Source organism: Amycolatopsis sp. CA-230715 (assembly GCF_018736145.1).
In the GTDB taxonomy this organism is placed as follows: Bacteria; Actinomycetota; Actinomycetes; order Mycobacteriales; family Pseudonocardiaceae; genus Amycolatopsis.
This window is the reverse complement of the sequence record NZ_CP059997.1, coordinates 10,010,391-10,032,418: the sequence shown is the minus strand read 5'-3', so window position 1 is coordinate 10,032,418 and position 22,028 is coordinate 10,010,391. Positions and strand designations below refer to the sequence as shown.

At 65.1% G+C, this 22,028-nt stretch carries 27 protein-coding genes; 24 read left to right on the top strand and 3 right to left on the bottom strand.

Going from position 1 to position 22,028, the window contains the following annotated elements:
• Positions 1–3 precede the first annotated feature (3 nt).
• From HUW46_RS46545 to HUW46_RS46445, 21 genes are all read left to right on the top strand, one after another.
• A complete protein-coding gene (locus HUW46_RS46545) occupies positions 4–315 on the top strand; it encodes a hypothetical protein (protein ID WP_215544998.1) in 312 nt (103 codons plus the stop codon).
• A gap of 472 nt (positions 316–787) precedes the next feature.
• A complete protein-coding gene (locus HUW46_RS46540) occupies positions 788–2,275 on the top strand; it encodes a hypothetical protein (protein WP_215544997.1) in 1,488 nt (495 codons plus the stop codon).
• Positions 2,276–2,866: 591 nt separating this feature from the next.
• Positions 2,867–3,145, top strand: a complete 279-nt coding sequence (locus HUW46_RS46535; protein ID WP_215544996.1) for a hypothetical protein — start codon at positions 2,867–2,869, stop codon at positions 3,143–3,145.
• 112 nt (positions 3,146–3,257) lie between these two features.
• Positions 3,258–4,049, top strand: coding sequence for a hypothetical protein (locus HUW46_RS46530; RefSeq protein WP_215544995.1), 792 nt, complete (start codon positions 3,258–3,260; stop codon positions 4,047–4,049).
• Positions 4,050–4,128: 79 nt separating this feature from the next.
• Positions 4,129–4,896: a hypothetical protein gene (locus HUW46_RS46525; protein WP_215544994.1), complete on the top strand. Its 768-nt coding sequence runs from the start codon at positions 4,129–4,131 to the stop codon at positions 4,894–4,896.
• Between the two features lie 258 nt (positions 4,897–5,154).
• Entirely contained in the window at positions 5,155–5,364 is a 210-nt protein-coding gene (locus tag HUW46_RS46520; protein ID WP_215544993.1) for a hypothetical protein, read from the top strand.
• A 78-nt stretch (positions 5,365–5,442) separates the two neighbouring features.
• The gene (locus HUW46_RS46515; RefSeq protein WP_215544992.1) at positions 5,443–5,973 is read left to right on the top strand and encodes a hypothetical protein; all 531 of its coding nucleotides are present in this window, start codon (positions 5,443–5,445) and stop codon (positions 5,971–5,973) included.
• 425 nt (positions 5,974–6,398) lie between these two features.
• Positions 6,399–6,722, top strand: a complete 324-nt coding sequence (locus HUW46_RS46510) for a transposase (protein ID WP_141995942.1) — start codon at positions 6,399–6,401, stop codon at positions 6,720–6,722.
• Positions 6,722–7,627, top strand: a complete 906-nt coding sequence (locus tag HUW46_RS46505; RefSeq protein ID WP_256451409.1) for an IS3 family transposase — start codon at positions 6,722–6,724, stop codon at positions 7,625–7,627. Before HUW46_RS46510 ends, HUW46_RS46505 begins: the two co-directional genes overlap by 1 nt.
• Positions 7,628–7,667: 40 nt before the next feature.
• On the top strand, positions 7,668–7,877 hold the full coding sequence (locus tag HUW46_RS46500; protein ID WP_215544990.1) for a hypothetical protein: 210 nt from the start codon (positions 7,668–7,670) through the stop codon (positions 7,875–7,877).
• Positions 7,878–8,110: 233 nt separating this feature from the next.
• Complete coding sequence (locus tag HUW46_RS46495) at positions 8,111–8,299, top strand: hypothetical protein (RefSeq protein ID WP_215544989.1); 189 nt, start codon at positions 8,111–8,113, stop codon at positions 8,297–8,299.
• Complete coding sequence (locus HUW46_RS46490; protein ID WP_215544988.1) at positions 8,296–9,354, top strand: hypothetical protein; 1,059 nt, start codon at positions 8,296–8,298, stop codon at positions 9,352–9,354. Before HUW46_RS46495 ends, HUW46_RS46490 begins: the two co-directional genes overlap by 4 nt.
• A gap of 313 nt (positions 9,355–9,667) precedes the next feature.
• Positions 9,668–9,832, top strand: a complete 165-nt coding sequence (locus HUW46_RS46485; RefSeq protein WP_215544987.1) for a hypothetical protein — start codon at positions 9,668–9,670, stop codon at positions 9,830–9,832.
• A gap of 170 nt (positions 9,833–10,002) precedes the next feature.
• Positions 10,003–10,374, top strand: a complete 372-nt coding sequence (locus HUW46_RS46480; protein WP_215544986.1) for a hypothetical protein — start codon at positions 10,003–10,005, stop codon at positions 10,372–10,374.
• Positions 10,375–10,414: 40 nt separating this feature from the next.
• Positions 10,415–10,723, top strand: a complete 309-nt coding sequence (locus tag HUW46_RS46475; RefSeq protein WP_215544985.1) for a hypothetical protein — start codon at positions 10,415–10,417, stop codon at positions 10,721–10,723.
• A 12-nt stretch (positions 10,724–10,735) separates the two neighbouring features.
• Positions 10,736–11,200 carry a hypothetical protein gene (locus HUW46_RS46470; RefSeq protein WP_215544984.1) on the top strand — a complete coding sequence of 155 codons (465 nt, stop codon included), beginning with the start codon at positions 10,736–10,738 and terminating at the stop codon, positions 11,198–11,200.
• A 195-nt stretch (positions 11,201–11,395) separates the two neighbouring features.
• Complete coding sequence (locus HUW46_RS46465; protein WP_215544983.1) at positions 11,396–11,746, top strand: hypothetical protein; 351 nt, start codon at positions 11,396–11,398, stop codon at positions 11,744–11,746.
• Positions 11,746–12,729 carry a hypothetical protein gene (locus HUW46_RS46460; RefSeq protein WP_215544982.1) on the top strand — a complete coding sequence of 328 codons (984 nt, stop codon included), beginning with the start codon at positions 11,746–11,748 and terminating at the stop codon, positions 12,727–12,729. The genes HUW46_RS46465 and HUW46_RS46460 overlap by 1 nt, the downstream gene beginning before the upstream one ends.
• Before the next feature lie 144 nt (positions 12,730–12,873).
• Positions 12,874–13,104 (top strand): hypothetical protein, encoded by a 231-nt coding sequence (locus HUW46_RS46455; protein WP_215544981.1) that lies wholly within the window; start codon positions 12,874–12,876, stop codon positions 13,102–13,104.
• 189 nt (positions 13,105–13,293) lie between these two features.
• Positions 13,294–13,758 carry an NADAR family protein gene (locus HUW46_RS46450; protein ID WP_215544980.1) on the top strand — a complete coding sequence of 155 codons (465 nt, stop codon included), beginning with the start codon at positions 13,294–13,296 and terminating at the stop codon, positions 13,756–13,758.
• A gap of 149 nt (positions 13,759–13,907) precedes the next feature.
• Complete coding sequence (locus HUW46_RS46445; protein ID WP_215544979.1) at positions 13,908–14,885, top strand: hypothetical protein; 978 nt, start codon at positions 13,908–13,910, stop codon at positions 14,883–14,885.
• 321 nt (positions 14,886–15,206) lie between these two features.
• On the opposite strand, the gene HUW46_RS46440 is transcribed toward HUW46_RS46445, so the two are convergent.
• The 3 genes from HUW46_RS46440 to HUW46_RS46430 form a co-directional block, all read right to left on the bottom strand.
• Positions 15,207–16,613, bottom strand: coding sequence for a M50 family metallopeptidase (locus tag HUW46_RS46440; RefSeq protein WP_215544978.1), 1,407 nt, complete (start codon positions 16,611–16,613; stop codon positions 15,207–15,209).
• Between the two features lie 43 nt (positions 16,614–16,656).
• Positions 16,657–17,988: a hypothetical protein gene (locus HUW46_RS46435; protein ID WP_215544977.1), complete on the bottom strand. Its 1,332-nt coding sequence runs from the start codon at positions 17,986–17,988 to the stop codon at positions 16,657–16,659.
• A 64-nt stretch (positions 17,989–18,052) separates the two neighbouring features.
• Positions 18,053–18,508 carry a hypothetical protein gene (locus HUW46_RS46430; RefSeq protein ID WP_215544976.1) on the bottom strand — a complete coding sequence of 152 codons (456 nt, stop codon included), beginning with the start codon at positions 18,506–18,508 and terminating at the stop codon, positions 18,053–18,055.
• A gap of 1,618 nt (positions 18,509–20,126) precedes the next feature.
• Between HUW46_RS46430 and HUW46_RS46425 the strand changes: the two genes are divergently transcribed.
• The 3 genes from HUW46_RS46425 to HUW46_RS46415 all read left to right on the top strand — a co-directional run bounded on the left by HUW46_RS46425 (position 20,127) and on the right by HUW46_RS46415 (position 22,018).
• Positions 20,127–20,375: a hypothetical protein gene (locus tag HUW46_RS46425; protein WP_215544975.1), complete on the top strand. Its 249-nt coding sequence runs from the start codon at positions 20,127–20,129 to the stop codon at positions 20,373–20,375.
• Positions 20,365–20,670 (top strand): hypothetical protein, encoded by a 306-nt coding sequence (locus HUW46_RS46420; protein WP_215544974.1) that lies wholly within the window; start codon positions 20,365–20,367, stop codon positions 20,668–20,670. Before HUW46_RS46425 ends, HUW46_RS46420 begins: the two co-directional genes overlap by 11 nt.
• Before the next feature lie 256 nt (positions 20,671–20,926).
• Entirely contained in the window at positions 20,927–22,018 is a 1,092-nt protein-coding gene (locus HUW46_RS46415; protein WP_215544973.1) for a hypothetical protein, read from the top strand.
• Positions 22,019–22,028 lie beyond the last annotated feature (10 nt).

Sequence of the window (22,028 nt, the reverse complement as noted above, 5' to 3'; positions counted from 1 at the left end):
AGCATGACGGATACGTCTTCGGAGAACACAGCTCAGCTGTCCGCGGAGGAGGTCAGCGCGGCATACACCCTGGCCAGGATGCGTGACCTCGTCCCGGAACTAGGGAAAGCCGAAAGGCAGGCGCGGCTCCGTCTCGCCGCGGCGATCCAGGCGATGGACCGTGCCGAGAACATTCCCGGCCACCACAACCTCACCGAACAGGCGAGTGTCGAGCTCGCCATGCGGGACTACGCCCGGACATTGGCGGATTTTCTGCGCGGCGACAGTCCCGAACGAAGCCTGACGGATTCCAGCCGACTCCCGCACACGAGGTGAATCATGACCTTCGCCGCTCACAGTTCCGCGTCCATGCTCGGCCGGCGCTGCGCGGACGGACCCGGCGGCATCAAGTGCCGTTGTTGCCGCCAGCGTCCTGGGCGGCAGCGCGTTCGTACCCGGCGGCGCGTGAAGCGTGCCGAACGCCAGGCCTGGAAGAGCCAGTACCGGGACTGAACTCACGGACCACATTGATCCCGCGTCAGCTCAGCTGACGGCATGCTCGCGAGACACGCGACACCGAACCCCGGCAGGGACGCACCCTGCCGGGGTTTCCCTTTCCCGAAGGGCATCCAGGGCTGGAACGAGACCTGCCAGCGACTCGCGACAGCTCGATGTGACCGCACTGGGTCTCACCGAGTAGCGGCCGTCAACGCCCTCACGCGCGCGACCACCCGAACAAGGGGGCCTTCCTGTAATGACATCGAACTTACCGAGTTCCAGTTCCGCCGAACCGAGGGGACGTGTGTCCGTGATCCTCGATCGCGTTGCCTATGAGATCGACCAGCACGACGCGACCTTTTTTCCCTCGCCCGGCGCCCCGCGCCGCTGCGACGGTGAGCACGCGATCGTCCACATCGACCGTCCGCACGTGGCCTACACCGCGACGACGGCGCATACGGCGGCCACCGAGCTGCTCGACTACGCTCACCGGCTCGACCACGGCGGTCCGCTCCCGGACAACATCGTCTTCGACGTCGTCGACCCGGATATCCGCACGGCCACCACCACGACGTGGGACCTGGGCGACGGGCTCACGCTGCGCTACACAGCGCCGCTTACCGCGACACTCACCGCCGACTACAGTCCGGTGACCCTGACGGCCAGCCTGGCCACGCTGTGGGCCCGGGCGCTGATGACGGTCGCTCTCGAGCTCGACGAGGCGCACGCCGTCGCGCTACGGGCGATCGTGGGCCAGCGCATCGGACGGGCCCCGGCACGCGCCATCCGTTCCCACCTCGACAACCTCGCCGCCGAACACCCGGGAGGCGGGAACGACCTCGCCACGCAGATCCGCGCAGTTCTCGACGAAGACGACCGCGTCGCCCGCCGCGTGGAGCTGCTCACCGCGATCGACCTCGACCACCCGGACCTGCCGGCACCGGTAACGAACCTGGCGACGCTACCGCGGAGCGGCGCTACCCACGAGGACGCCGCGCGAGTCATCGCAGAACTCGCTGACCGCTACGCCCTGCCGCACTACGTCTGGTCCGCGAGCAACCGCTTCATCACAGACGAGCTTGGGGATATCGCGCTCACCGAGCACCAGTGGGAGCGCTTCGCCCGCAGCACCGCGATCCGAGACTTCGCCGCGTGGATGGAGGACACCCAGGAAAGTGGCCCTGTTCTGGACATCCGGGCCGGACTGGAACAGGCGGGAATCCTGTGCCGAACATGCGGGGCAGCGCTCACCGAGGACGTGCGCACCACCGTCGGCTTCCGCGAACAGCACCGTCCCCGCGACCCGGACGAGGCGCTGGCCATGGCGCTGAACACCCGATGCCCCGGCAGTGACTCGCCGTGGCACGACGCGAACAGCGCCGGTGAATGCGGCGTATGCGGCCTGCCCATCACACCCGTGTACGCGCTGTTCGTGGACACTGCCGTGCGAGCCTCTCGCGAGAAGTTGGACGCCAAGAAGAAGGCGGACGAGGCGATCTGGCACGAGGCCGAGGAACTGGCCGCGACACTGATGCGTGACGACGTCGACGCTGTGACACGGCACTGGGGTGCCCCTGGGAGCATCACGCTCACGGCGCAGCAACACCAGATTATGGACGAGATCGACCGAGTCGCGACGGAGCGCTCCGTTGACGAGCGCACGCACCTGGCCGAACTCCTCCTGCGATCCCGTCCGGGGCCCTACTGGGCCCAAGCCAGGAAGCTGATCACCGACCGCGATCCTGGTGCGGTGGACCGCTCCGCCACCAATATCGACTCGGAGGCCGATCGGCCATGACCGGTGATCCGCGACAGCGACGATTGGCTACACGGTTGGTCCATCTCCACGCCGACCACGCAGACGCGAACGGCTCGGCTCGCAGGGTCCTGTCAGCGCGGCTCGACGAGGCATGCGACGTCGCCGCGATCCTGGATATCGCTCCCACTGGAGCGACCCTCCGCCTGATCGTCAACGATGCCATGGACTACATCGGACCGCGGCCGCCGGTCACGATGTCCGGGGCCGAACGGCGGTTGTGGACGACCGCGGCGGTTGACGCTCTTCTCACGCATTTGACTCACGGGATTGGGTGGTGATGGTGGAACATTATGACGATCGTCCGGTCTCTTGTCCGGCGTGGAAGAACATCGCCCATGCTTATCTGTGCTCGCACTACGAGGACAACACGCAACCTGGTGATTGCGTCGAGTGTGTCTGCGCGGATTGTGGGGAATGGGTCGGTTCGACCGAGATCTTCAAATGTGGTGGCTTGTGCGAGAAATGCCTCGCCGGGTCACGTACTAACAAGGCGAACGAGACGTGACGACCCAGCGCTTGTGCCCCCTCTGCCTGACCGAGGTCCGCCTTCGTTCCGACGGTGCGTACACCATGCACAAGACCGCCGCCGGCGACCTGTGCGGAGCGAGCAGGCGAGCAAGATCCGACGCGGATCTCCTGGCCAACACGTTCGAGAATTGGGGCAGCGACGACACCGTACTGAGGTTGTTGGACGACGTCGACTCGGTGAGCATCGAGAACCTCTTCGCCGGCGACGGCGCCATCGACATCACCGTCGCGGTGCGGATCAAGCCCACGGACTTCCCGCGCTTCTACACCCGGCTCGGTCAGATGGGTCATCAGCGCGGCTGGCTGACCGACAAGCCCTGAACCATGAACCAGAGATCGCAGGACATGATCGGCTTTGGGCCGGACGCAGGACTGGACAGACGAAGACTCATTCGGGCTCGTCACCGAAGACCCACACCGAGGAGTACAGCTGATGATCTATCCCACTGTGGCCCTGACCGGCCTGTCGCCAGACGCCCAACGTCTCTATCACCTTGGCACGGCGGGTTACTGGAATCAACTGTGGCTCAACCGGAACTGGTTCGACCGAAAACAGGTGCGGCTCAGCGCGAGCCAGCTCAACCCTAACTTCAAGCCCCGGCGCCGATTACTCAACGCCATCGCGGAGCTCACCGCGGCCGACTACGCACTGCCACAGGACGATGGCTCGTTCTGGATGATCCGGGTCGAACCAGATGTGTACACGATCGCCCATGGCGACGATTTCTGGGACATTGTCGTGTCACGGGTCTTGTTCCCTGACATCGTTTCCCCGACCAAGACTTTCCTCGCGGTTCTCTCCGGTGCCCGGATCGTCACGCAATTCGACGAGAACAGAATGGTCCTGAACGTCTATGTGCCCGGTACTGGCAACGAGGTTCACGGTCCGAGGTGCGCGGCCTCGATCACCATACGGTTACCCACTTTCCCGCGGTTTGAAGGAAACGAGCTACTGCTCTGGGGCATCACGGAGACAGTCCACCTCTATCCGCTCGGTACCGATCCGACACTGGTCGACGTACGTGATCACAACAGCACACTTACTGAGCCGGTGCTGTGCGACAACGTTCACTGCGTCACGAAGCCACACATCCTCGCGCCTTGGATGCCACCGCGGCGTGACCTCGCCCCGCAAATGGTTCGTGTCGAAATCCACCAGCACCACGACAAAGGGATCGTTTCCAGGGCGCCCGATGAGGAACAGGCCGCCGCCGAGGGCGAGTAAGTACTCAGGTGCCTGGATCACCGTGCCGCAGCGAGCAATCCAACATGAATGAGCACGACCACGCCCACGGGAGATGTAGATGTCTGATTACCTCGAGAAGACCAGCGCACCGGCGTCGGCGGATCGCGTCGGTGCCTCCTCCTACCGGCAGCACCCGCACGAGTTGTGCGGCAGTGACGCCGCACGGCAGTCCGTCGGCGACCCCGGGCACTGCGAGACATGCTGCTCGGTCGGTCACGTCGTCGCACACCCGGACCTCGGCTGTGGCGACGTTGGCTGTTATCGCACGCACGGTGACGAGCACGCGTCGGCCGCCGGCTCCCGCTGTTGCACCGGGCCGTTCGCCGACGGCCGCCATGCACTCGGCTGTGCGCAGCGCTGTCAGGACTGTCAAGGCGACCCGGACGGACCGGCGGCCTGTCCTTGCCGAGATACACCCGGGGTTACCACGGACAACGATGTCACCGACGGGCTCGTTGACAAGAACGACAAGGCCCACCTGGGCGAGCGGAACACGTATCCCCGCGGCGATGACATGGCGGCGACCGAAGTCGCGCGGGTGGTGACAGCGGCAATCGCTCCGATACTGAACCGGATTGATCGCGAGCGTGATCACGCACGCGCAACCATTGAAGCGCTGATGATCGAGCTGTCCCACACACATGATCGGCTCGGCCACGTCATCGCGTTAGGCAGGTGGCTCGTGGCCGAGAAAGAGAACCTGGCGTCGAATGTGGTCATAAAGCTGGGACAGCAACTGAACTCCCTCCGTGAGGAGAACGCCCGGCTGACCTCCGAGCTGCATGTTTCCCGCCGTGGGGCCAGTATTCAGACTCACGGCAGCTAGCTGAAAAACGAAGACAGTGACGTCCGTTCACCGGGTGCTTGAACGAGAACACGTTCCGACGACGTGTGCCACGACAACGCTGGTCCACTGTCCACTGCAGAATTCGTGCGTGGGCGCACGCGACGCCGCGTGGGACAGCACATGGTCGTCGTGACCAGAAGATCAGCGCAGCTGATCCGGATCTCGATGTGACAAGAATTCTTGCTCTGGGTACGTCGTGCACCTGGCCGGACGCGATCACGAAGGAGTACTGGCACCATGGATTTCCTTGCGCGTATGGGGATTATCGAAACCGAGGAGCAAGAGCGGGCTCGCCTCGCGCACGCCCCGACTGGGTCGAAGAGCCGCTTCCTGTCCACCCTGCCGATCACGATCGCCGAATGGCCGACGGGCCTGCTGATACGGCTACCGTGGGATTCGGCGCGTTCTGAGCAGACATACAGCATCGTGGTGGTCCCCATCGAGTAGCATAGGCACCCGGCTTTGGAGGATGTTCACGAGGAATCGTTGCCACAGAGGCTCAACCCCGGCTCGTGGGCGTGCGCCGTGGTCTTCTCGGATCATCCGAGTTACGCCGTCGGCGGACACCACCTCAGCATCAGCGCAGCCGAGATCGCTCGCGGAACGACAGTCTCGCTCGACAGAGCCGAACTCGAGCAGGACCGCGTCGACCTGCTGACACCGGTCACCCCGTCGGCACGGACGGTCCGAGTTCGCGTGTTCCACAACACCAGCCACGCCGTCATGGCTGACGGCTACGTCGTCACTGACACCTTCGTCGAGGTCTACACCTACGATGAGCCCGCGGTCGACCCGGACATCAGCGACATCCAGATCGCCGAGCGGATGTTCTACCTGTTCAACGTCGGGGATGACCCGAGCCACGGCGAGCCAGACGTGCATGCGATCGAGTACCGAAGTCAAGGCAACCGGTCGCTGTCGAAGGGCGACGCGATCGCCATCGACGGACGGTTCTGGGTGTGCGACTCGGCGGGCTGGACGCTGATCTCCACGCCGCGGTTCACCGCATCCGGCCAGCATGGCAGCACCCCACTCGGCGATCCCCACGGGCAGTGACGACGTAGACAGGCCGCTCGTCACAAAGTGCGGACGGCCTGCTGCCGTGTTGCTTCCCGCGCCGCCTGAAGATCGGCACAGCTGGGCCGGAGCGAACTCGAAAGAACATCGTCGCCGGCCGGGACTCGCTCGGTCGGCCCTCAGCGACGAAAGCAGGTGATCGTCATGGGCTTCGTCACCCGAACCGAATCGATAGAAACCGAAGAGCAAGAGCGAGCCCGTCTCGCCCAGGCCCCGACAGGCTCGATCAACCACTTCCTGTCTACGCTGCCAATCACCATCGCGGGATCACCACGCGACCGGCTCGTGCGGCTGCCCTGGAACCCGCCACGCACTGATAAGCCGTACACCGTCGTGGTGAGGTTCACCCCGGGGAGTGGACACCGAGTTAGCAGGATCAGTCGTCCTGCTGAAAGGATGTCCTCATGCCTCCTCGCAAGCGCCGGTCGTACACGGCGGAGTACAAGGTCGAGGCTGCTCACCGCGTGATCGATTCCGGCCGGACAATCGCTGAGGTTTCCCGCGAGCTGGGTATCGACGCGGGCATGTTGAGTGTCTGGGTCAAAGACGAACGTCGACGGGTCACCGCGGCCGAGGTCCACGGAGACAAACCTCTGGAGGCCGCCGAACGGGCCGAACTGTTGCGCTTGCGCGGACAGGTGGCCGAGCTAGAGAAGGACAACGCCTTCCTGGTAAAAGCCTCGGCGTACTTTGCCGCGATGCAGAAGAACCGGCCCGGTTCGCTCTGATGGCCAAGTACGCCGGCCCTGACGAGTTCACCGACACCAGGTCGCCGTCGAACGCGCGGTTCTCGATCCGGCGGATGGCACGGCTGCTGGGTGTGTCGACGTCGGGTTACTACGCGCACGCCAAACGCGTCGCAGCGACGGTGCTGACACCGCGGCAGCAACGCCGGGCCGACCTCGAGGTGAAGATCACCCAGGTGCACCAGGATTCCCGCGGGACCTATGGTTCGCCGCGGATCACCGCCGAACTGCGCGATCAGGGTGAGGTGGTTACCGCGAAGACGGTTGCCAAGATCATGGCCTCGATCGGGTTGGAAGGTATCAGCCCGCGCACGTTCAAGGTGAAGACGACAGTGGCCGATCCGGCCGCGTCGTTCCCACCGGATCTGGTCGACCGGCACTTCGACCGGGACCGGCTCGACGCGGTCTGGCTGACCGACATCACGTACCTGACGTGTGGTCAGGGTGACATGTTCCTGTGTGCGATCCGGGACGGGCACTCCCGGAAAGTGTTGGGCTACAGCATATCCGACCACATCGGCGCCGAGATGGTCACCGACGCGATCGATGCCGCCGTGGGCACCCGTGGCGGCAGATGCCGTGGCACGATCCTGCATTCCGACCGTGGCGGCGAGTACACCGCGCACCTGACAGCGAAGGCGTGCTTCCGGCACGGGCTGCGCCGGTCGATGGGCGTGACCGGAATCTGCTGGGACAACAGCCCAGCGGAGTCGTTCTGGTCGACGTTCAAACACGAGCACTACTACCGGCACGCCTACGTCACGAAGACAGAACTCGTTGCCGCGATTGACAAATGGATCACCTTCTACAACAGTATCCGACGGAACTCCGCCATCGGGATGCTCAGTCCCAACAACTTCGAGCAGTCACTCCGAACGGCTGCCTGAACCCCTTGTAAGCCCCTGTCCACTCCCCGGGGTGAACCTCATGGTGGTTCCCATCACGTATCACCATGACCCGATCCCGAACGATTTCGACGAGGAATCGTTGCCGCGCAAGCGCAATGCCGGTTCGTGGACGTGCGCTGTGATTCTCTCGGATGACCCGAGTTACCCCGCGGGCGGATACCGCATCGTCATCGGCACCGATGAGCTTGTCCGCGGCACCGAAGTCTCGATCAAGAGCATGTCGTCGTGAGGGACCAGGACACGAACCACACCGAAACGCGGCGGTTCGCGCTCGATCCAGTCGAGAACGCGCGTCTCGCCGCCCTCGCCCTCCTCTGGCACCCGAACCAGGACGAATGCCCATGCTGGAGCTTCCCGGTTTCCCTTCACAGCGGCCATTGCTGCTTCACCACGACGGCACCCTGCACCGTCGACCGCGGCGACGGCACATGACCATCACATCCTGACCCGAGAGAGCACCCGATGATCACATCGAACTTCCAACTCTCCGCAGCTGAGCATCTTCTGACGGCAGAACGGCTGAACTACGAGGCAACGCACCTGGACACGCGAGATCACACCGACTCAGGCCAGGTTCAGCGTTCACTCCTGGCGTCGGCGAACGTCCACGCCTGCGCCGTCATCGCCGCCGCGTTTCAGGAGTCCCGATGAGCCTCGCCGACATCCGCGAAACGTACGGTGTCCCGGCGGACCTCGGCGTGCGCATCGTGGTAGCCGGCCGCCCTGCCACGATCGTCGGCTCGGACGGTCCGCGTCTCCGAGTCCGGCAGTACGGCGAGTCGTTCACCCGGATCGTGCACCCAACGTGGCGCGTCGAATACCCCGAAGGCGGTGACGAGGTCAACGACAACCATGACGAGTCGCCAGCCCCTGCTGCCGGTGACATCACTGAGTACAACGCACTGCGAAATACCGGATCGGATGAGGACCTGTTCAGCATCACGTGTGCGGCTTACGTCGATCTTCAGCATCGAGACAACGTCGGCGGCGGCCACCGCCGGGGATTCTGCCGGGCATGTGCCGCCGCGTACCGGTTCGCGCAGCAACTCGCTGTCTCGCTCGTCCCGGCTGCCGGTGGCAGCGACACCGACGACGGTCCGGCGCCGGAAGTCGGCAACCTCGGCCCCGAGGCCCTTGCCGACGCCCGCCATCCTGTGTGGGACGCCGTCCAGGACGTGGTGCCGATCGAAACGGTGGCTGCCGCGCTCGCCGCGGACGACCCCGGTTGGGCGGTCTCCCAGCTTGTCGGTGATTCGGTTCGTGCCGCGCTGCCCGTGGTCGCCGCCGAGCTGGCCCGTCTCCGCGAGAAGATCGTCGCGAAGGACGAGGGCTTGGCTGCCGCCGCGGATCGGATGCGCGACCAGGACACCGAGCTACACCGCCTTCACGATTCGCTCTCTCAGGCGGTCGCGCGCCCCGCCGACTGGCGCACCCACATCCGCCATCGCTTGGTTGCCGACTGCCACGAAGCCGCCAACGTGGTCGACTTCGTCGAGTTCAGCGAAACACGGGATCGAAACGACGTCGCCCCGAACGCGTTCACCGCGTTGCGGGATGTGCTCGAACTCCACGAGGCACAGAATGTGAACCCGCACTTCGGGGACATACGGCAACGCTGCCGTGAATGCTGTGCCCATGGCACAAGGCCGGAGTGGCCGTGCCGCACTGTCCGCCTCATCACCGCTGCTCTAACCGGGGAGGACTGAGCCATGGCAACCGCTACCGTTTACCTCAACGCGCACGGACGCCCCATCGCGTGGAGTGAGGAACACGGGTCCTGGGTGGAACTCCACCCGGACTCAGATGATGTGTCGCCGCTCGACAAGTTCGACGACGAGTGGGTTCCGTTGTTCCCAGCCGAGCCAGAGATCACGGCGGACGAGTTGGCTGCCGCAATCTCGACAGTGCGCCAGCGGATGCGTCGGCCACGAGAATACACACCACGTCGAGAGGCCGAGTGGCTGTTGTCCCAGTACCGCATCACGCCACGAGTGCAGGCATGGGATAGGAGGTGAGCAGATGGCAGACGCAGCAGCGGACGGCTCCTGGTTCGTGTGGAGCGACGACATGGAGCCGATTTTGTCCTACGTGGACTTCGCGACCATGAAGGCCCGTGTGGACGCGGACACGACCGGCGCCCTGTACGGCGAGAATGAGGAGACCACCGAGACCTACGGAGACTAGTGCTCCCGCCCACGCGCCCCCGCCGGACTGCCGCCGGCGGGGGCGCCGTGATCGAGAATGTCCCTGAGCCTGACCCGTGAAACACGCCGCCACCCGTAGTGTTTTCCGTGATGACAAGCACTTCTGATGCCCGTCTGGCGCGAACGACCACTTGGAGAGAAACGATGTCCGTGACCAGTCTGCACCTGTACACCAACGATCACATCAATGGCATCGTGGGCTCTCCCGCTATCCCGATGGCCGTGTTCGCGGCCGCGCCCGTCGACGACCTCCTGCGCCACTACTGGTTCGGCCAGCCAGAAGCGACGCTGTCCGGTGTGGTCTGCGGCCACTGTTCCGATGTGGTGAATGACCGGATGGTGCGGCACGCCAGCGTGAACCACATCCGTGCGTGCTTCGACGCTGGCGAAGAGGCGCGAGCGCAGGCCGAAGCGGAACGAGCGGTCGACCGCTCGGTGGAACGATCCTTCGAAGACCGAGGTTGCTGGGACACGCGGGAACAGGAGCAGGTCGAGTGGTCGCTCGGTATCCCGCCTTACTGACCAGTCACCGTGCGCGTGGCGAGCGACGAAAGGCCTTGCGATGACAGACATCGACGACAAGCCCGATGACCAGGACACCACCATCGACGCGCGTCGTGTCGCCGCTCACGATGCTGTTCGTCAAGCACTGCTCCAGGAGAACGCCGCGTGTAGCGCCGAATGGGACGAGCAGTGCGGCGCCGCGATCGTCGACGACGCCCGCGAGGGCGCCGCGTACGCCTACAACGCTGCTCTCACCGCCATCGACACGCTCGCGGATGCGGTGACGCGTACCCAGCCCACCGACACAGACAGCGCCCTGCGCGCGGAACTGCGCGCCGTACTGGACGCCTGGAACGATGCTCGATAGCAACACGCTCCCGTGCTCGCACGCATTCGCGTGATCGCGTCGGCGGGTGACCAGGGGAAGAGGAACGCCCGCCGCGGGGACCCGGTGCTGGTGACGGTTGTCGCACCGCACGATGCACTGTTCGGTGCCACGTCGCGGATACCGGTGGGCAGGATCAGCGCAGCTGATCCGGAGCGAGCGGTGATAAGCACACTCGCTGGCCGGGTCACACACCCGGTGGCCCGACAGGCAGGGATGGGCGTGATGGCCAAACACTACGTGATCCAGGTTTCGATCAAAGAGATCACTGAAGCGACAGAACCGGAAACCGATAGGTACAACAAGACGATCAAAGACGGCAGTCCACAGAAGCATCGTGACGTGGTGTCCGTCACGACGTGCGAGGACACCCTGTCTGGGGCCGTCCGCAAGACCCTGAAGCACCTGGACACCGAGCTCCAGCTCGTGGACCAGTCTGACTCTGACTACGGCGGTTAGTACGCGCGGTCCACAGTGGATGATCACGTCCAGGACCGCATCCACTGTGGCCCACTCGACCGCGAGTGCCCACATCGGCACTGACAGCGTGTGGCATCGTGCCCCGATCGACCAGACTCCATGGTGCCTGGTCGATCGGGCTTTCCGTCGATATTGAGACGTCGTGTGTGGCAATGCCTCCGTGAAGGAGCTCCGATGACACATCCAGACGACACCGTCCGCATCGCCTGCGTGCTGCATCGCCACCCGTCTCGCGCCGGACAGTGGCTCGCCTCAGTCATCTGCGAGGAAGGGCCGTGCCGGCTCCTTCCTGAAGCACCGCTGGACGCCGTTCGCGAAGCCGCGCTCGCCCAGGCACGAGAGATGGCCCGACAGGTGCGAGGCCGACCGGTCGCGGTGTGGACGATCGAGAAGAGCGCCACTCCGAAGCTCGACCAGGCCAGTGTCGACGAACTGTTCGCCAGCCTAAACGGGAGAGAACCCGACGCGCGACGTCCGCGCCGAAGCCGAGAAGGCTGTCTGCGACATGACATGAAGAGGTACTGATGACAGAGCACCAACACCAGTCCGACAACCCGGACGAGAGTATCGATGAACTTCGCATCGCCGCCAAGGTCGCCGTCGCGGACCTGCGCCACAAAGAGAACCTCGCGTGCTACTGGAGCGGACTCAACAACACCCGCCAGGACGCCGACGAGGCGTACAGCGCGACTCTGGACGCGATCGACTCCCTCTCGGATGCGACACAACGCGAAACCGTCAAGGCGGACACTGTCTCCGAGCGCGCGCACGGCATCACGACCGGAGTCAGGCTCCGTGGCACAGGGAAATTCGCCGAGCTGCCCGACGATACCGCCGCGGAAGGTGAGTTCACCGTGTTGTACGACGATCACGTCGGCCTCGGCGGCGCGGGGCCGATGATCCGCGACGACAACGGCCGTCACGTGTATCTCGACCCGGCGAAGCCCATCACCACAACACGGTCGGCCCACACGCCGAACACTCCTGGCCAGCCAGTCGCCAGCCGTTCCGGCCAGCATCCGTCGGGCATGCGCCGCGGCGACGAGTCAGACGCGACGCCGCAGGTCACACCGCCCGTTGACGACAAGGGCTGCAAATCACTTTTCGGGTGGGTTTTGCCTGAGCACATCATTGTCTCTGAGATCTCTCCTGGTCCCCACCAGGCATGGTGTGTCAAACACGAGCGCCCGATCGGCAGCGTAAATTTCAAGATATTTCCTGACGTCTATTTCGACAACTTCCTCAAAGAACACGCACACGGCTACGTGATTGTGCGCCCCGGTGACAGCGACGACTACAAGCAGGCTCTCGAGCAACTTGTCCAGCTGGTCCCAGAACTCGACACCGGCGTCCTGTCGATCGAGCGGGCAAAGATGCTGTGGAACAAGGGCGCGTATCTGATGAAGGTGGGCGAACGACATCTCCGAACACTCGGCGACAGCATCGACGCGGCGACAGGGTATGACGACGACAGTGACGACGACGTCACCGACGATGAAGATCTCTGACAGCGCGATCGCCGCGGTGGACCGCGGCGATCGCGGACGACGTTGGCCGACAACACATTCGGATAGGTATGGGACATCAGCAATGAGGATCCAGGCAACCTGACACCTCGAGTCGACCGTCACCGACGAACGAGAGGACTGGCGATGACACGCTTTCTCGAATGCGAAGGCAGCGACATGTACCCGGTTCGGGTGGAGAAGACCTACGTGCAGCGTGACCGCCATGGAGGTGTTCTCTGCAGCATGAATACCCTCGCCGCCGAGCAGCTGGGCCACGACGGCACACGGTGGCTCGACACGTGCCCCGCCTGTCGGTCACACGGTTACCAGATCACCGATGACGGCACGGTGCGGGTGCATCACCGGCTCGGGTGACATCGATCTCGAGGTGCTCGGGTGTGGATGCGCCACACGACTGTTCCAGCGATGCTGGGCATCGTCCAATGCCGCAATTCCGACACGCCAACAGTCGTGCCGCCAGCACGAGCGGAAGATCAGCGCAGCTGATCCGGACTCGGTGATGAGAAGTAGATCCGTGACCACCACGTAAGGGGAAAGTGACTCGTGTCCGAGCAACAGCCCATGTTCCAGGGCGACCTCGCGTTCCTGTCCAACTTCGACACCGTGCCGTTCTTCGTGCCGGAGCTGGGTGTGGAAGTCCCGTCCGGTGAACACGCCTTCAACGCCTTGAAGACGCTCGATCCGGTCGAGCGGCAGAGCGTGCTCGACGCGCCGACACCGGGCAAGAGCAAGCGCCTGGGCCGCCGGGTGACCCTCCGCCCGGAATGGAACGCCGGTGTACGGGTGTGGGCCATGCAGCGCGTGCTGAGGGCGAAGTTCGCCGTGCCCGCACTCGCGTCCCGGCTTGATGCCACCGACGATCTCGCACTCCTGGAGACAAACCAGTGGCATGATCAGTTCTGGGGGGTGTGCTTGTGTCCGCGGCACCTGCCGGTCCCTGGGACGAACATGCTCGGCGAGCTGCTGATGGCGATCCGTGCGAACCAGCGTGGCGCAGCGCGTCCCTGACCACTCGTTCACGAGGGGTCGCCTCCAGGACCGGGAGCGGAGACTTCGGTCCTGGAGGCGACCCCCTGGTCGGGCGCGGATCCGCACGGGCACTCCGAAACCCCTGAAGCGCAACGACGATTCCCGTGCATGGTTGAGTGGACACCGCGATGACACACCACGACCTGGCCGGCACATCGACGCCGGTGCGGCCGGCGACCTTCCCCGACGGACCGGACGCGTTGCTGCTGAACCCCGCTGTTTCGCGGTCGCGGTGGCGCGGCGAGCGCGTCCGTGCGGCACTACATCCGATCACTGTCCTCGCCGGACTGATCGGGGTGGCTCAGGTGACTGTCGCGGCGCTGTCCGAGAGCGTTCTTACCACAGTGTTCCTGCTGAGCGCCGGAATCGTCGCCGTATGCGCGAGCGTCGTGGTCGGCTGGTACGACGCGGCCACCATGATCACCGAGCATGACCACGCACGGGGGAGGCCATGCAGACTGGATCGAGTGCGGGGCCAGTTCTTTTTCCGGGGCCGCGATTTTACCGACCTCGGCACAGCCGGCGAGGCGGCGCGAACACTGATCGCCGGTGTGGATGAACTGCACCGCAGCCCGGCTCGCACCTGGATAGACCCCGCCATCCCGCGTGAGGCGCATCGCGTGGTCTGGAAGACCTTGTGCTACCTGGACCGAACTCGCGCGGCGCGGGATCTGACCAACGAACTCGCGTCCGATCCTGATCCCGCAGTGGGTGAGCTAGCCACGTCGGCACGCGAGGTCGTTCATGCGATCGACGATGCCCTGAAGGACGCCCTGCGGCACGTACGCGGCTGTCTCGAGCTGACCCGTGCCTGGGAAGCGAAACTGCGACACAACAACCTGGCGGCACGCACCGAGGGCATCCTCGCGAGGCTGCCCAGTCACACCGAACTCCGGCAGCTGTCAGCCGCGGCCGAAGCCCTGCCACAGACGGTATTCGCCTACATCACCGCCGCCCGGGACATCACCGGCGCCGGAGAATTCCCCTGGGAACAACGGCCCTCGCCGAGGTCACGACTTCGCCGTATGCTGTCGTGGCGTGCGCGAAACCTGTTCACGTCGAAGAGACCGGCCACAGATGCACGAGGCGGCCGCCCGGAGACGTGAGCGCGAGCCGACCGGCGGGCATCGAGGTCTGATGCGTGACGACCGCGATCATCGATACCTCCCGGGCACCAGCGCGACGCTGACGCCGGGGAGGTCTCTTTTTTCGGAGCCCGCCGCTCGCCACCCCTCCGATGTCGGCGGCCCGACCGTGACATCACAGGAGCCGACCCTGCCGAGCGGAACGCGATTGCCGAGAGACCGGGAACGCTACGTGCCGACCCATGCGCGTCGTAGCCCGCGCGGTTCTGGTTCTCGCCTCTCAGCCTCGTCGTCGCCTGTCACGCTGATGGATCTCTCCTCGCCCTACCACTGCCGTAACCCTCACAGTCCTGAGCGGACAGGCACCACGAGGTCGCCGATGATGAGCACGACACTCATCACCACCAAGACAAGTACTACGCAGTACGCCGCAGGGAGTTGCGCGGTGACATTGACGTACCCCGGATCGGGTCGCCGCCGGAGCCTGGCCAGCCGTCTGCGGATGCCCTCCCAGGCGGCGGCGGTGATGTGGCCGCCGTCCAGTGGCATGAGTGGGATCAGGTTGAGTACACCGACAGCGAGGTTGACCACGCCGACCACCATGACCAGAAACGCCACTTTGGTGCCGGCATCGAGGTCGGGCACGTCGGAGGAGAGGATCTCGGCCGCGAGCCGGGACGCACCGACGATCGACAGTGGACTGTCCTGACCGCGCTCGGCGTGGCCGACGATCGCCTGAGCGACGTTCCACACGCGGCTCGGGAGATGGGCCACGCCCGCGACGGTGTCCGCGGTGAACTCGCCCATGCGCAGCACAGTGGAGATCGGGCCTAGCCGGGTCACCATCTCACGCTGTTCGGGTTCGGCGCCCAGGCAACCGGCGAGCTGGTCCCGGCCGGAAATGGTGTGGTCGCGATCGAGCACGGCGGCGTCGACCTGCCGAAGAGGGACCAGCCGACCGCCGCGGCGGACCTGGAGCCGCAGATCGCCATCGTGGTTGTCCTGAAGCCGGTCGGACAGCTGCGCCCACGAGGACACGACCTGACCGTTGACGCTCACGATCTCGTCGCCCGGTCGCAGCCCCATGGCTTTGGCGGGAGACGGGGTCGCGCCCGGCTCGCAGGCAGCCCCGCGTACAAGACCGGGAGTGGCGCACTCGAACACCCGGCTGATCACCGTGGTCCCCGTCGGCTCGGCCGAGTGCACCCCGTAGATGCCGTACACCCAGAGACAGCACAGGAACGCCACGACGATATTGACGGCCGGACCGGCGAGCATCACCAAGATCTTCTTCCTCGCCGGAAGCTTGTAGAACAAGCGATCGGAGTCACCAGGTTTGATGAGGTCGAACTCGGCGGAGCGGGTCAACGAGATCATGTGCGCGAACAAGCCCAATCTCGGCCTGCGGAGTGTGTGGACGCGCGACTCGCTGTCGGAACCGGATTCCCCGAGGTCGTCGTCCAGGCCACCGGGTGTGATGCCCGGTGCGTCTTCCCGCTCTGACAGGGTTTCGCCCCGCGCGACGCACTTCTCGCGGTCCGTCAGCGGTGGCAGCATGCCGATGATCCTGACGTAGCCGCCCAGGGGGATCAGCCTGATTGCGTACTCGGTCTCACCCCGCTTCCACGAACAGACGGTGGGGCCGAAGCCGACCATGTACTGGCTGACCCGGCACCCGAACTTCTTCGCGAAATACAGATGCCCGAGCTCGTGGAGTGCGATCGACGCGTGAAGCGCGGCGAGGAACACCGTGGCGCCGACGATGTAGAGCAGAACAGTGATCATCAGGCGTTCACACCGCCACCCGCTGGGTCTTGCCGGTCTTCGACGGCTGTTCGCCCGGTTCGGTCTCCACCGCGTCACCGGCGGCGACCTCGGCGGTCCGCGCGGCCAGGTAGAGCCCCTCCCTGTTGAGATGCCGCGAGTAGCTCGCGTCCAGGTAGAGCACCGGGATGTCTCCCGCGGCGGTGAGCAGGGCCGGGTACAAAAGCTCCTTGATCGGGCCGGAGCCGCCGCCGTAGACGTACACCGCCTCGGTCGTCGCGCCCGCCTGCGAGAGAACGTCGCCGAAAGCCGAGACGATCGAGGCGACCAGGTATCGTGCCTCGTCGAAAACGTAGCCGCCGGCGTTCTTGTGACGGTTCTGCTGCATCGGTGACGGTTCGTGCTGGAGGAAGTCGGCGAGCTGCTTACGGCTGGCGAACCTCAGGTTCTTGTCGGCGTCGTTCATGCGCTCCATGGCGTTCAGCAGCACCGTGCCGTATCCCTCGTCGAGGGTCGCCGCGGCCTCGGAATTGAACTGGGTGTCGGTGAAGACCGGGAAGTTCACCGTGCCCTCGCCGACGTCGACGCCGATGGTGTTCCGTGCGGCCACCAGGTCCGCGGCGGTGATGTTCTCGAGGGCGCCCGGCTCACGCTGCCGCAGATCAGCCAGCAGGAGCTCCGCCAGTGGCTCGCCCTTGTCGCTGATCGCGAACTGCGCGGAGGCGCCCTCGGCGATGACCCGGACATCGACGAACTCCAGGCGCACCGACACCGGCGTCGAGAAGTTCTTGATGGTCACCAGATGCACCACCGGGTCCGCCGACCCAGGGGTACCGGTGAACTCCGCGGCGTAGGCGTGCCGCCGCGCCACGAATTCCCGGATCGGCAGCGCCAGTCCCGCGCGTACCCTGACGCGCAGTTCTTCGGTGGGCAGCGTGCCGTGCGTGGTGACGTGGTCGCGCAGGGCCTTCGCGGCGAAGATGCCCAGGATGAGCACTTTGGTCAGTTCCTGGTCGACTTTCGAGTGCTGGCCGAGAACCTCGAATTCGGTGAATTTCGAGGCACGGACGTGGAGCGCCGCACGGCCGAAGATACGGCGGTCGCTTGCGGCGACCAGGGGAGTGGTGAGCGTGCAGTGGAGGTTGTTGTAGAAGTCGCCGTCGGTGTCGGTCACGCTGAGGACAGCGGCGGCGTCGGCGTCGGGGATGGGGACTTTCGGGCTGGTGCGCGAGGTCGAAGCCACCGCGCTGGGCAAGTCGATCTTGTCGAATAGCTCGATCTCGGCGTTGCGGATGACGCCTTTCACGTAACCGTTGCCGACGTCGATGCCGCCGGTGAGATGCATGGTCCTGGTGCTCATGGCTGGTGTTGATCCCTCGATCTCGTTGTCGCGTGGGTGGTCGTTGATGCCTGGAAACAGGACGTCACCTCATGTCCAGCATCGCGGCGATGCTTGTCCTGACATCAGGACCGGCCGGCCGGGTCGCTGATGGCTGTCCGGTGGACGTCCCGGGGTCCCTGTCCTGGTCGGCGGATGCCGGTACCCCGGCGCGGGCGCCGCGCGTGATCGCCGCGTCGTGGGCGGTGCCCGAAGGCTGAGCCTCGAGGAACTGATCGCCCCCGGTGGCGCCAGTCGAATAGTCAGTGGGCTCCACAGACGACAGTGCGCCGTCGCGGTCAGCGGCGCCGGGCGGAGGACCGCCACGCCGGGGACGTTGTTGGACGGGCCGGTTGACGACATCGATGATCCCGTCGCGCTCGATGGACTCGCGGACGAGCAGCTGCAGTGAGCGCGAGATGCTGTGCTGAACGTCCAGCCACTGGTTGGTCGAGACATCCTCAACAGGGACACTCCAACGCAGGCGCCGCGGTTCAGGCATCGCACACACCTCCTCGATCGGTTTCAGGGGCAGCGAAGCCCTCGGTCATCACGAACACACCCCTCTCGCCTGGCCAGTGCTCCCGGCGGCCTCTTATCGACTCGGTTATCGACTGACTTATCGACTCATATCGTATGGTCCAACTCGGGTCTATGCAATGGCCGAGGGGGCCCACGATGAGGCCACGGGCGAAGAAGGTCCACATCCTAGCCGTATCGGGCGGGACCAACACCGGTCCCATCACTGCCACCGCCGGCACCGGGGAGTCCCCTGTGGACACTGAAAATGGGCGCTCTCTGGTCTTACGCAGGCCCCGAACGATGCCCTTTTCTGTCCGCGAACAAGCCCCGAGTCAGTCCATGGTCTCGATCCGGTATGACAGCAGCCCACTATCAGGCCGCGACTGCGCTTAGACGAGACCATGATCAGGCCATAGCTTCGCCGAGGGTTGCCGAGAACCTTGAGAAGACCAGGCATGGTCCATGCTCCAGCGGACTGGAGACACGCGCCTGTCTCGGCACCGGTGCCGCAGCAGTGGCAGGGGACGTCGCCGACCCGCCGTGGGCGCGCACAGAGAGCGAAGGACAAGGAGCGGAACGGCCCGGTGGCCGCCCGCATGGAGCGATCGGGCGAGTCCTCCCGTTCCCACCGAGGTCGCCTGGCCCCGATGGGAGGGGAGTGGGGACCAGGCGGGCTCGGTGGGAACGTCCGCCTGGAGGACCCCCACGGCGGGTCGGCGACGCTGGGGGAGCGATATCGGTGCGACCCCACATCGACTGGACGTGAGTCAACCAGGTCGGTCACTGACGCGTTCGCGAGACAGCGCTGGCCGATGGGGATGCGCGACAAGACGAACCGACCAGAGCCGATACAGGCCCGCCAGGCACAACCCTGGAGACGACCGATCCGCGTGCAGGCGACCACGAGACATGCCCGCGGCAGCCTGCGCTCGAAGCGCCGACGATTGACCCGTGCCCGTCGCCGCGGGCATCTGACGCAGCCCGTACGGGTGCCCACTCGTCCCTCGCGGGGATGCCAGAACCGCACCCGTTCGCCGGTGCCACGGACGACGAGAAGGCCGTACACCCAGAAGGCGTGATATCCAGGGAAAACGCCTCGACCCGTACACCCGCTACGCGGAGAAGTGCGGGGTGTACGGGTCCGGGGTGTCAGTGGCGTTTTCCCTGATGTTCCAGGCTTTCGCCGACGCTCCAGCCGCGGAACGAAGCGACGACGTTGAGATGGCCCAAAGGGCATAAGGGAACCTGGCAACAGCGGCCCTGGATTCCCTCGCTCCGCTCGGCCTCTCCGCTACGCTGCGAGATGCTGTTCGTCGGCATAGCCGACGGGTTCCAGCCTCCGCTCGCTGCGCTCACTGGACTGTCGGTCGCTGACGCTCCCTCGGCATGCCCCCGGCGCTTCGCTTGAGGATGGAGCGCTGCCAGCGGAGCTGGCACGGGAGCGAAGAAAGGTCGGCAGGGGATGCCGACGACGTCTGGCCGCGGCCCTGCAGTAGTGCTGTGCTTCCACGAGATCGGCCGCGATACGACCTCGGGCCGGCGAGGGCCGGATCCGAACCACAGCACGACCCTCTACAAGAGACCAAGAACAGGAAGCCATGAACAACGTGAACGGAACTCCCCTTCGAGAACTGAGCGGCGAAGGAGGGCTGACTCACCACCAGATCGTGCCGCTCCGGCGGCACGGTGTCACAACCGTCGAGCAGCTCGGCGAGCTGGTAGACGCGCACCGGATAAAGCCGGACGGATCCGAGCTGTCGACGGTGCCAGGATTCGGACCGCCACGGGTCGAGCTGGCGTGCAGCGCTGTCGACCAGTGGCGCGGCACTGCTGCTGATGAGTGCTGAGTTCTATCAGCCTCGGCCTGCCAGGGAATTCAACGAGGAGCACATCACCATGAACACCGAGCCCCATGGCCCAAAGCAGACAGCCGCGCTGGACGCGATTCTCCGTCGCGACGGCGCGCACCACCTCGAGATTGACTTCGACGAAGAGGGACTCGTCGAATCCGTGACGTCTGCCGACGAACAGTGGGATGAGGTCAGAAGTTACGTACGCGGTGACCTGTCGGCCGAGGAACGCCGACAGGCGGAAGCGCTGTTCGAACCGGACGGCGTGGTCTACCCCGACATGGACGGCTGATCTCACCGGAGACGGGGCATCCGCTGTCGTGGCGTCGTCGTCGATGCGACCATGCGGCACTGACCTGGACAGGAGTGATCGGGTCAGTGCCGGTCCGTGCGGACGCCGCCGCGGAAATCCCACGATCCGCGTTGACCTGCGTGATGACTGATCAACCGCAACGCCAACAGATCGGTGTCCGTCCACTCACGCCCCTGACATTGCGTGAGCGTCTGAGCCGCACCCCAGTGCCCATTTTCCGCAAAGGAGACATCGCATGTCGGTACATCCGGATAGCCCGCACAAGGCAGAAGAGAAACAGCCAGGAGCGATTGATCTGGCCGACGATAAGTCAGCCGTCAAGTCAGTGAGTGCGCTGAGTGATAAGCACCGCGAACGCCTGGCGGAGGCTCTGCGCGCAGCGGAGTCAGCGGTGCGGCACGGGCGGATCCTGTTGGAGATCCGGCAAGTGCTGGCGGAGGATTATCCGTACCGCGACGTGCCGCCTGTCGGCGCGGTGTTCAGGACAGCCGAGGAGCCGAACGGGTTCTTCTTCACCCGGTTCGGCGATGTGGTGTTCGCTGACGGGCAAATCGGAGACGATGTTGCTTTCGGGTCCCCGGTCGAGGAGCTGTTCACCGACGAGTTCGGCGGCGCGCAAGGTCGTCACACCGTGCTGGTGGTGAATCTGCGCGACGATACGATCGGAACTGACGGGGACGACGAGCGGTCGATCCACGCCCGGTTCGGCGTTTCTAGGACGCCGAGTGACGCAGGCGCCGACGTCGGCGACAACGAGGTCACGTCGCAGTCACATCGGGTTGTACCAAACGACGGTGTGCTCACGAACAGGGACAGCGACGAGAGCGGCTCGAGCACCGCGGCATACGACTGGGAAGACGCGCTCGGGGATCTGCCCATCGACGTGGAAGCCATGGCGCTCGATCGGGTGCTGGGTGCGGTCGCGAACACTCGTGTGCGGGGCGGGGCCGGAGGCTACGTGCTGCGCGGCGAGAACGTTGACGAGCCAGTGGATGCGGTGAAGTCTCTCGGTTTGGTGAGGGACAGTGCCGATCCGCTCCGCGGCGATCCGCACGGCTACCGTGTTCTTGAGCTGACTGCGGCGGGCAGGATGATAGTGGAGCAAGTGCATCCTTTCAAATGGCGTGCGGTGTGCCGCCACTGCGGCACGCCACTCAGCCGTTCCCACTGGGCTGACAGGTGGCTTGTGCGGACGCTGCATGGAGCTCACGAGGAGTGCGAGAAGGCCCCGACCGTCGACGGCGACCCCGGCCACCACGATCCGCTTGTCGCGGTGTCGCGCAACGGCGTGATCGACGATGGACGTGAACAGCTGACCGGTCCCTGAGGAACTTTCG

Bases quoted from the DNA above. Each gene is read 5' to 3' on its own strand.
- HUW46_RS46535 (WP_215544996.1), top strand. From the start codon at position 2,867: ATGCACAAGACCGCCGCCGGCGACCTGTGCGGAGCGAGCAGGCGAGCA.
- HUW46_RS46490 (WP_215544988.1), top strand. From the start codon at position 8,296: ATGAGCCTCGCCGACATCCGCGAAACGTACGGTGTCCCGGCGGACCTC.
- HUW46_RS46435 (WP_215544977.1), bottom strand. From the start codon at position 17,988: ATGAGCACCAGGACCATGCATCTCACCGGCGGCATCGACGTCGGCAAC.
- HUW46_RS46525 (WP_215544994.1), top strand. From the start codon at position 4,129: ATGTCTGATTACCTCGAGAAGACCAGCGCACCGGCGTCGGCGGATCGC.
- HUW46_RS46530 (WP_215544995.1), top strand. From the start codon at position 3,258: ATGATCTATCCCACTGTGGCCCTGACCGGCCTGTCGCCAGACGCCCAA.
- HUW46_RS46445 (WP_215544979.1), top strand. From the start codon at position 13,908: ATGACACACCACGACCTGGCCGGCACATCGACGCCGGTGCGGCCGGCG.
- HUW46_RS46475 (WP_215544985.1), top strand. From the start codon at position 10,415: ATGACAGACATCGACGACAAGCCCGATGACCAGGACACCACCATCGAC.
- HUW46_RS46455 (WP_215544981.1), top strand. From the start codon at position 12,874: ATGACACGCTTTCTCGAATGCGAAGGCAGCGACATGTACCCGGTTCGG.
- HUW46_RS46500 (WP_215544990.1), top strand. From the start codon at position 7,668: ATGGTGGTTCCCATCACGTATCACCATGACCCGATCCCGAACGATTTC.
- HUW46_RS46465 (WP_215544983.1), top strand. From the start codon at position 11,396: ATGACACATCCAGACGACACCGTCCGCATCGCCTGCGTGCTGCATCGC.
- HUW46_RS46485 (WP_215544987.1), top strand. From the start codon at position 9,668: ATGGCAGACGCAGCAGCGGACGGCTCCTGGTTCGTGTGGAGCGACGAC.
- HUW46_RS46420 (WP_215544974.1), top strand. From the start codon at position 20,365: ATGAGTGCTGAGTTCTATCAGCCTCGGCCTGCCAGGGAATTCAACGAG.
- HUW46_RS46495 (WP_215544989.1), top strand. From the start codon at position 8,111: ATGATCACATCGAACTTCCAACTCTCCGCAGCTGAGCATCTTCTGACG.
- HUW46_RS46415 (WP_215544973.1), top strand. From the start codon at position 20,927: ATGTCGGTACATCCGGATAGCCCGCACAAGGCAGAAGAGAAACAGCCA.
- HUW46_RS46545 (WP_215544998.1), top strand. From the start codon at position 4: ATGACGGATACGTCTTCGGAGAACACAGCTCAGCTGTCCGCGGAGGAG.
- HUW46_RS46520 (WP_215544993.1), top strand. From the start codon at position 5,155: ATGGATTTCCTTGCGCGTATGGGGATTATCGAAACCGAGGAGCAAGAG.
- HUW46_RS46425 (WP_215544975.1), top strand. From the start codon at position 20,127: ATGAACAACGTGAACGGAACTCCCCTTCGAGAACTGAGCGGCGAAGGA.
- HUW46_RS46510 (WP_141995942.1), top strand. From the start codon at position 6,399: ATGCCTCCTCGCAAGCGCCGGTCGTACACGGCGGAGTACAAGGTCGAG.
- HUW46_RS46505 (WP_256451409.1), top strand. From the start codon at position 6,722: ATGGCCAAGTACGCCGGCCCTGACGAGTTCACCGACACCAGGTCGCCG.
- HUW46_RS46430 (WP_215544976.1), bottom strand. From the start codon at position 18,508: ATGCCTGAACCGCGGCGCCTGCGTTGGAGTGTCCCTGTTGAGGATGTC.
- HUW46_RS46460 (WP_215544982.1), top strand. From the start codon at position 11,746: ATGACAGAGCACCAACACCAGTCCGACAACCCGGACGAGAGTATCGAT.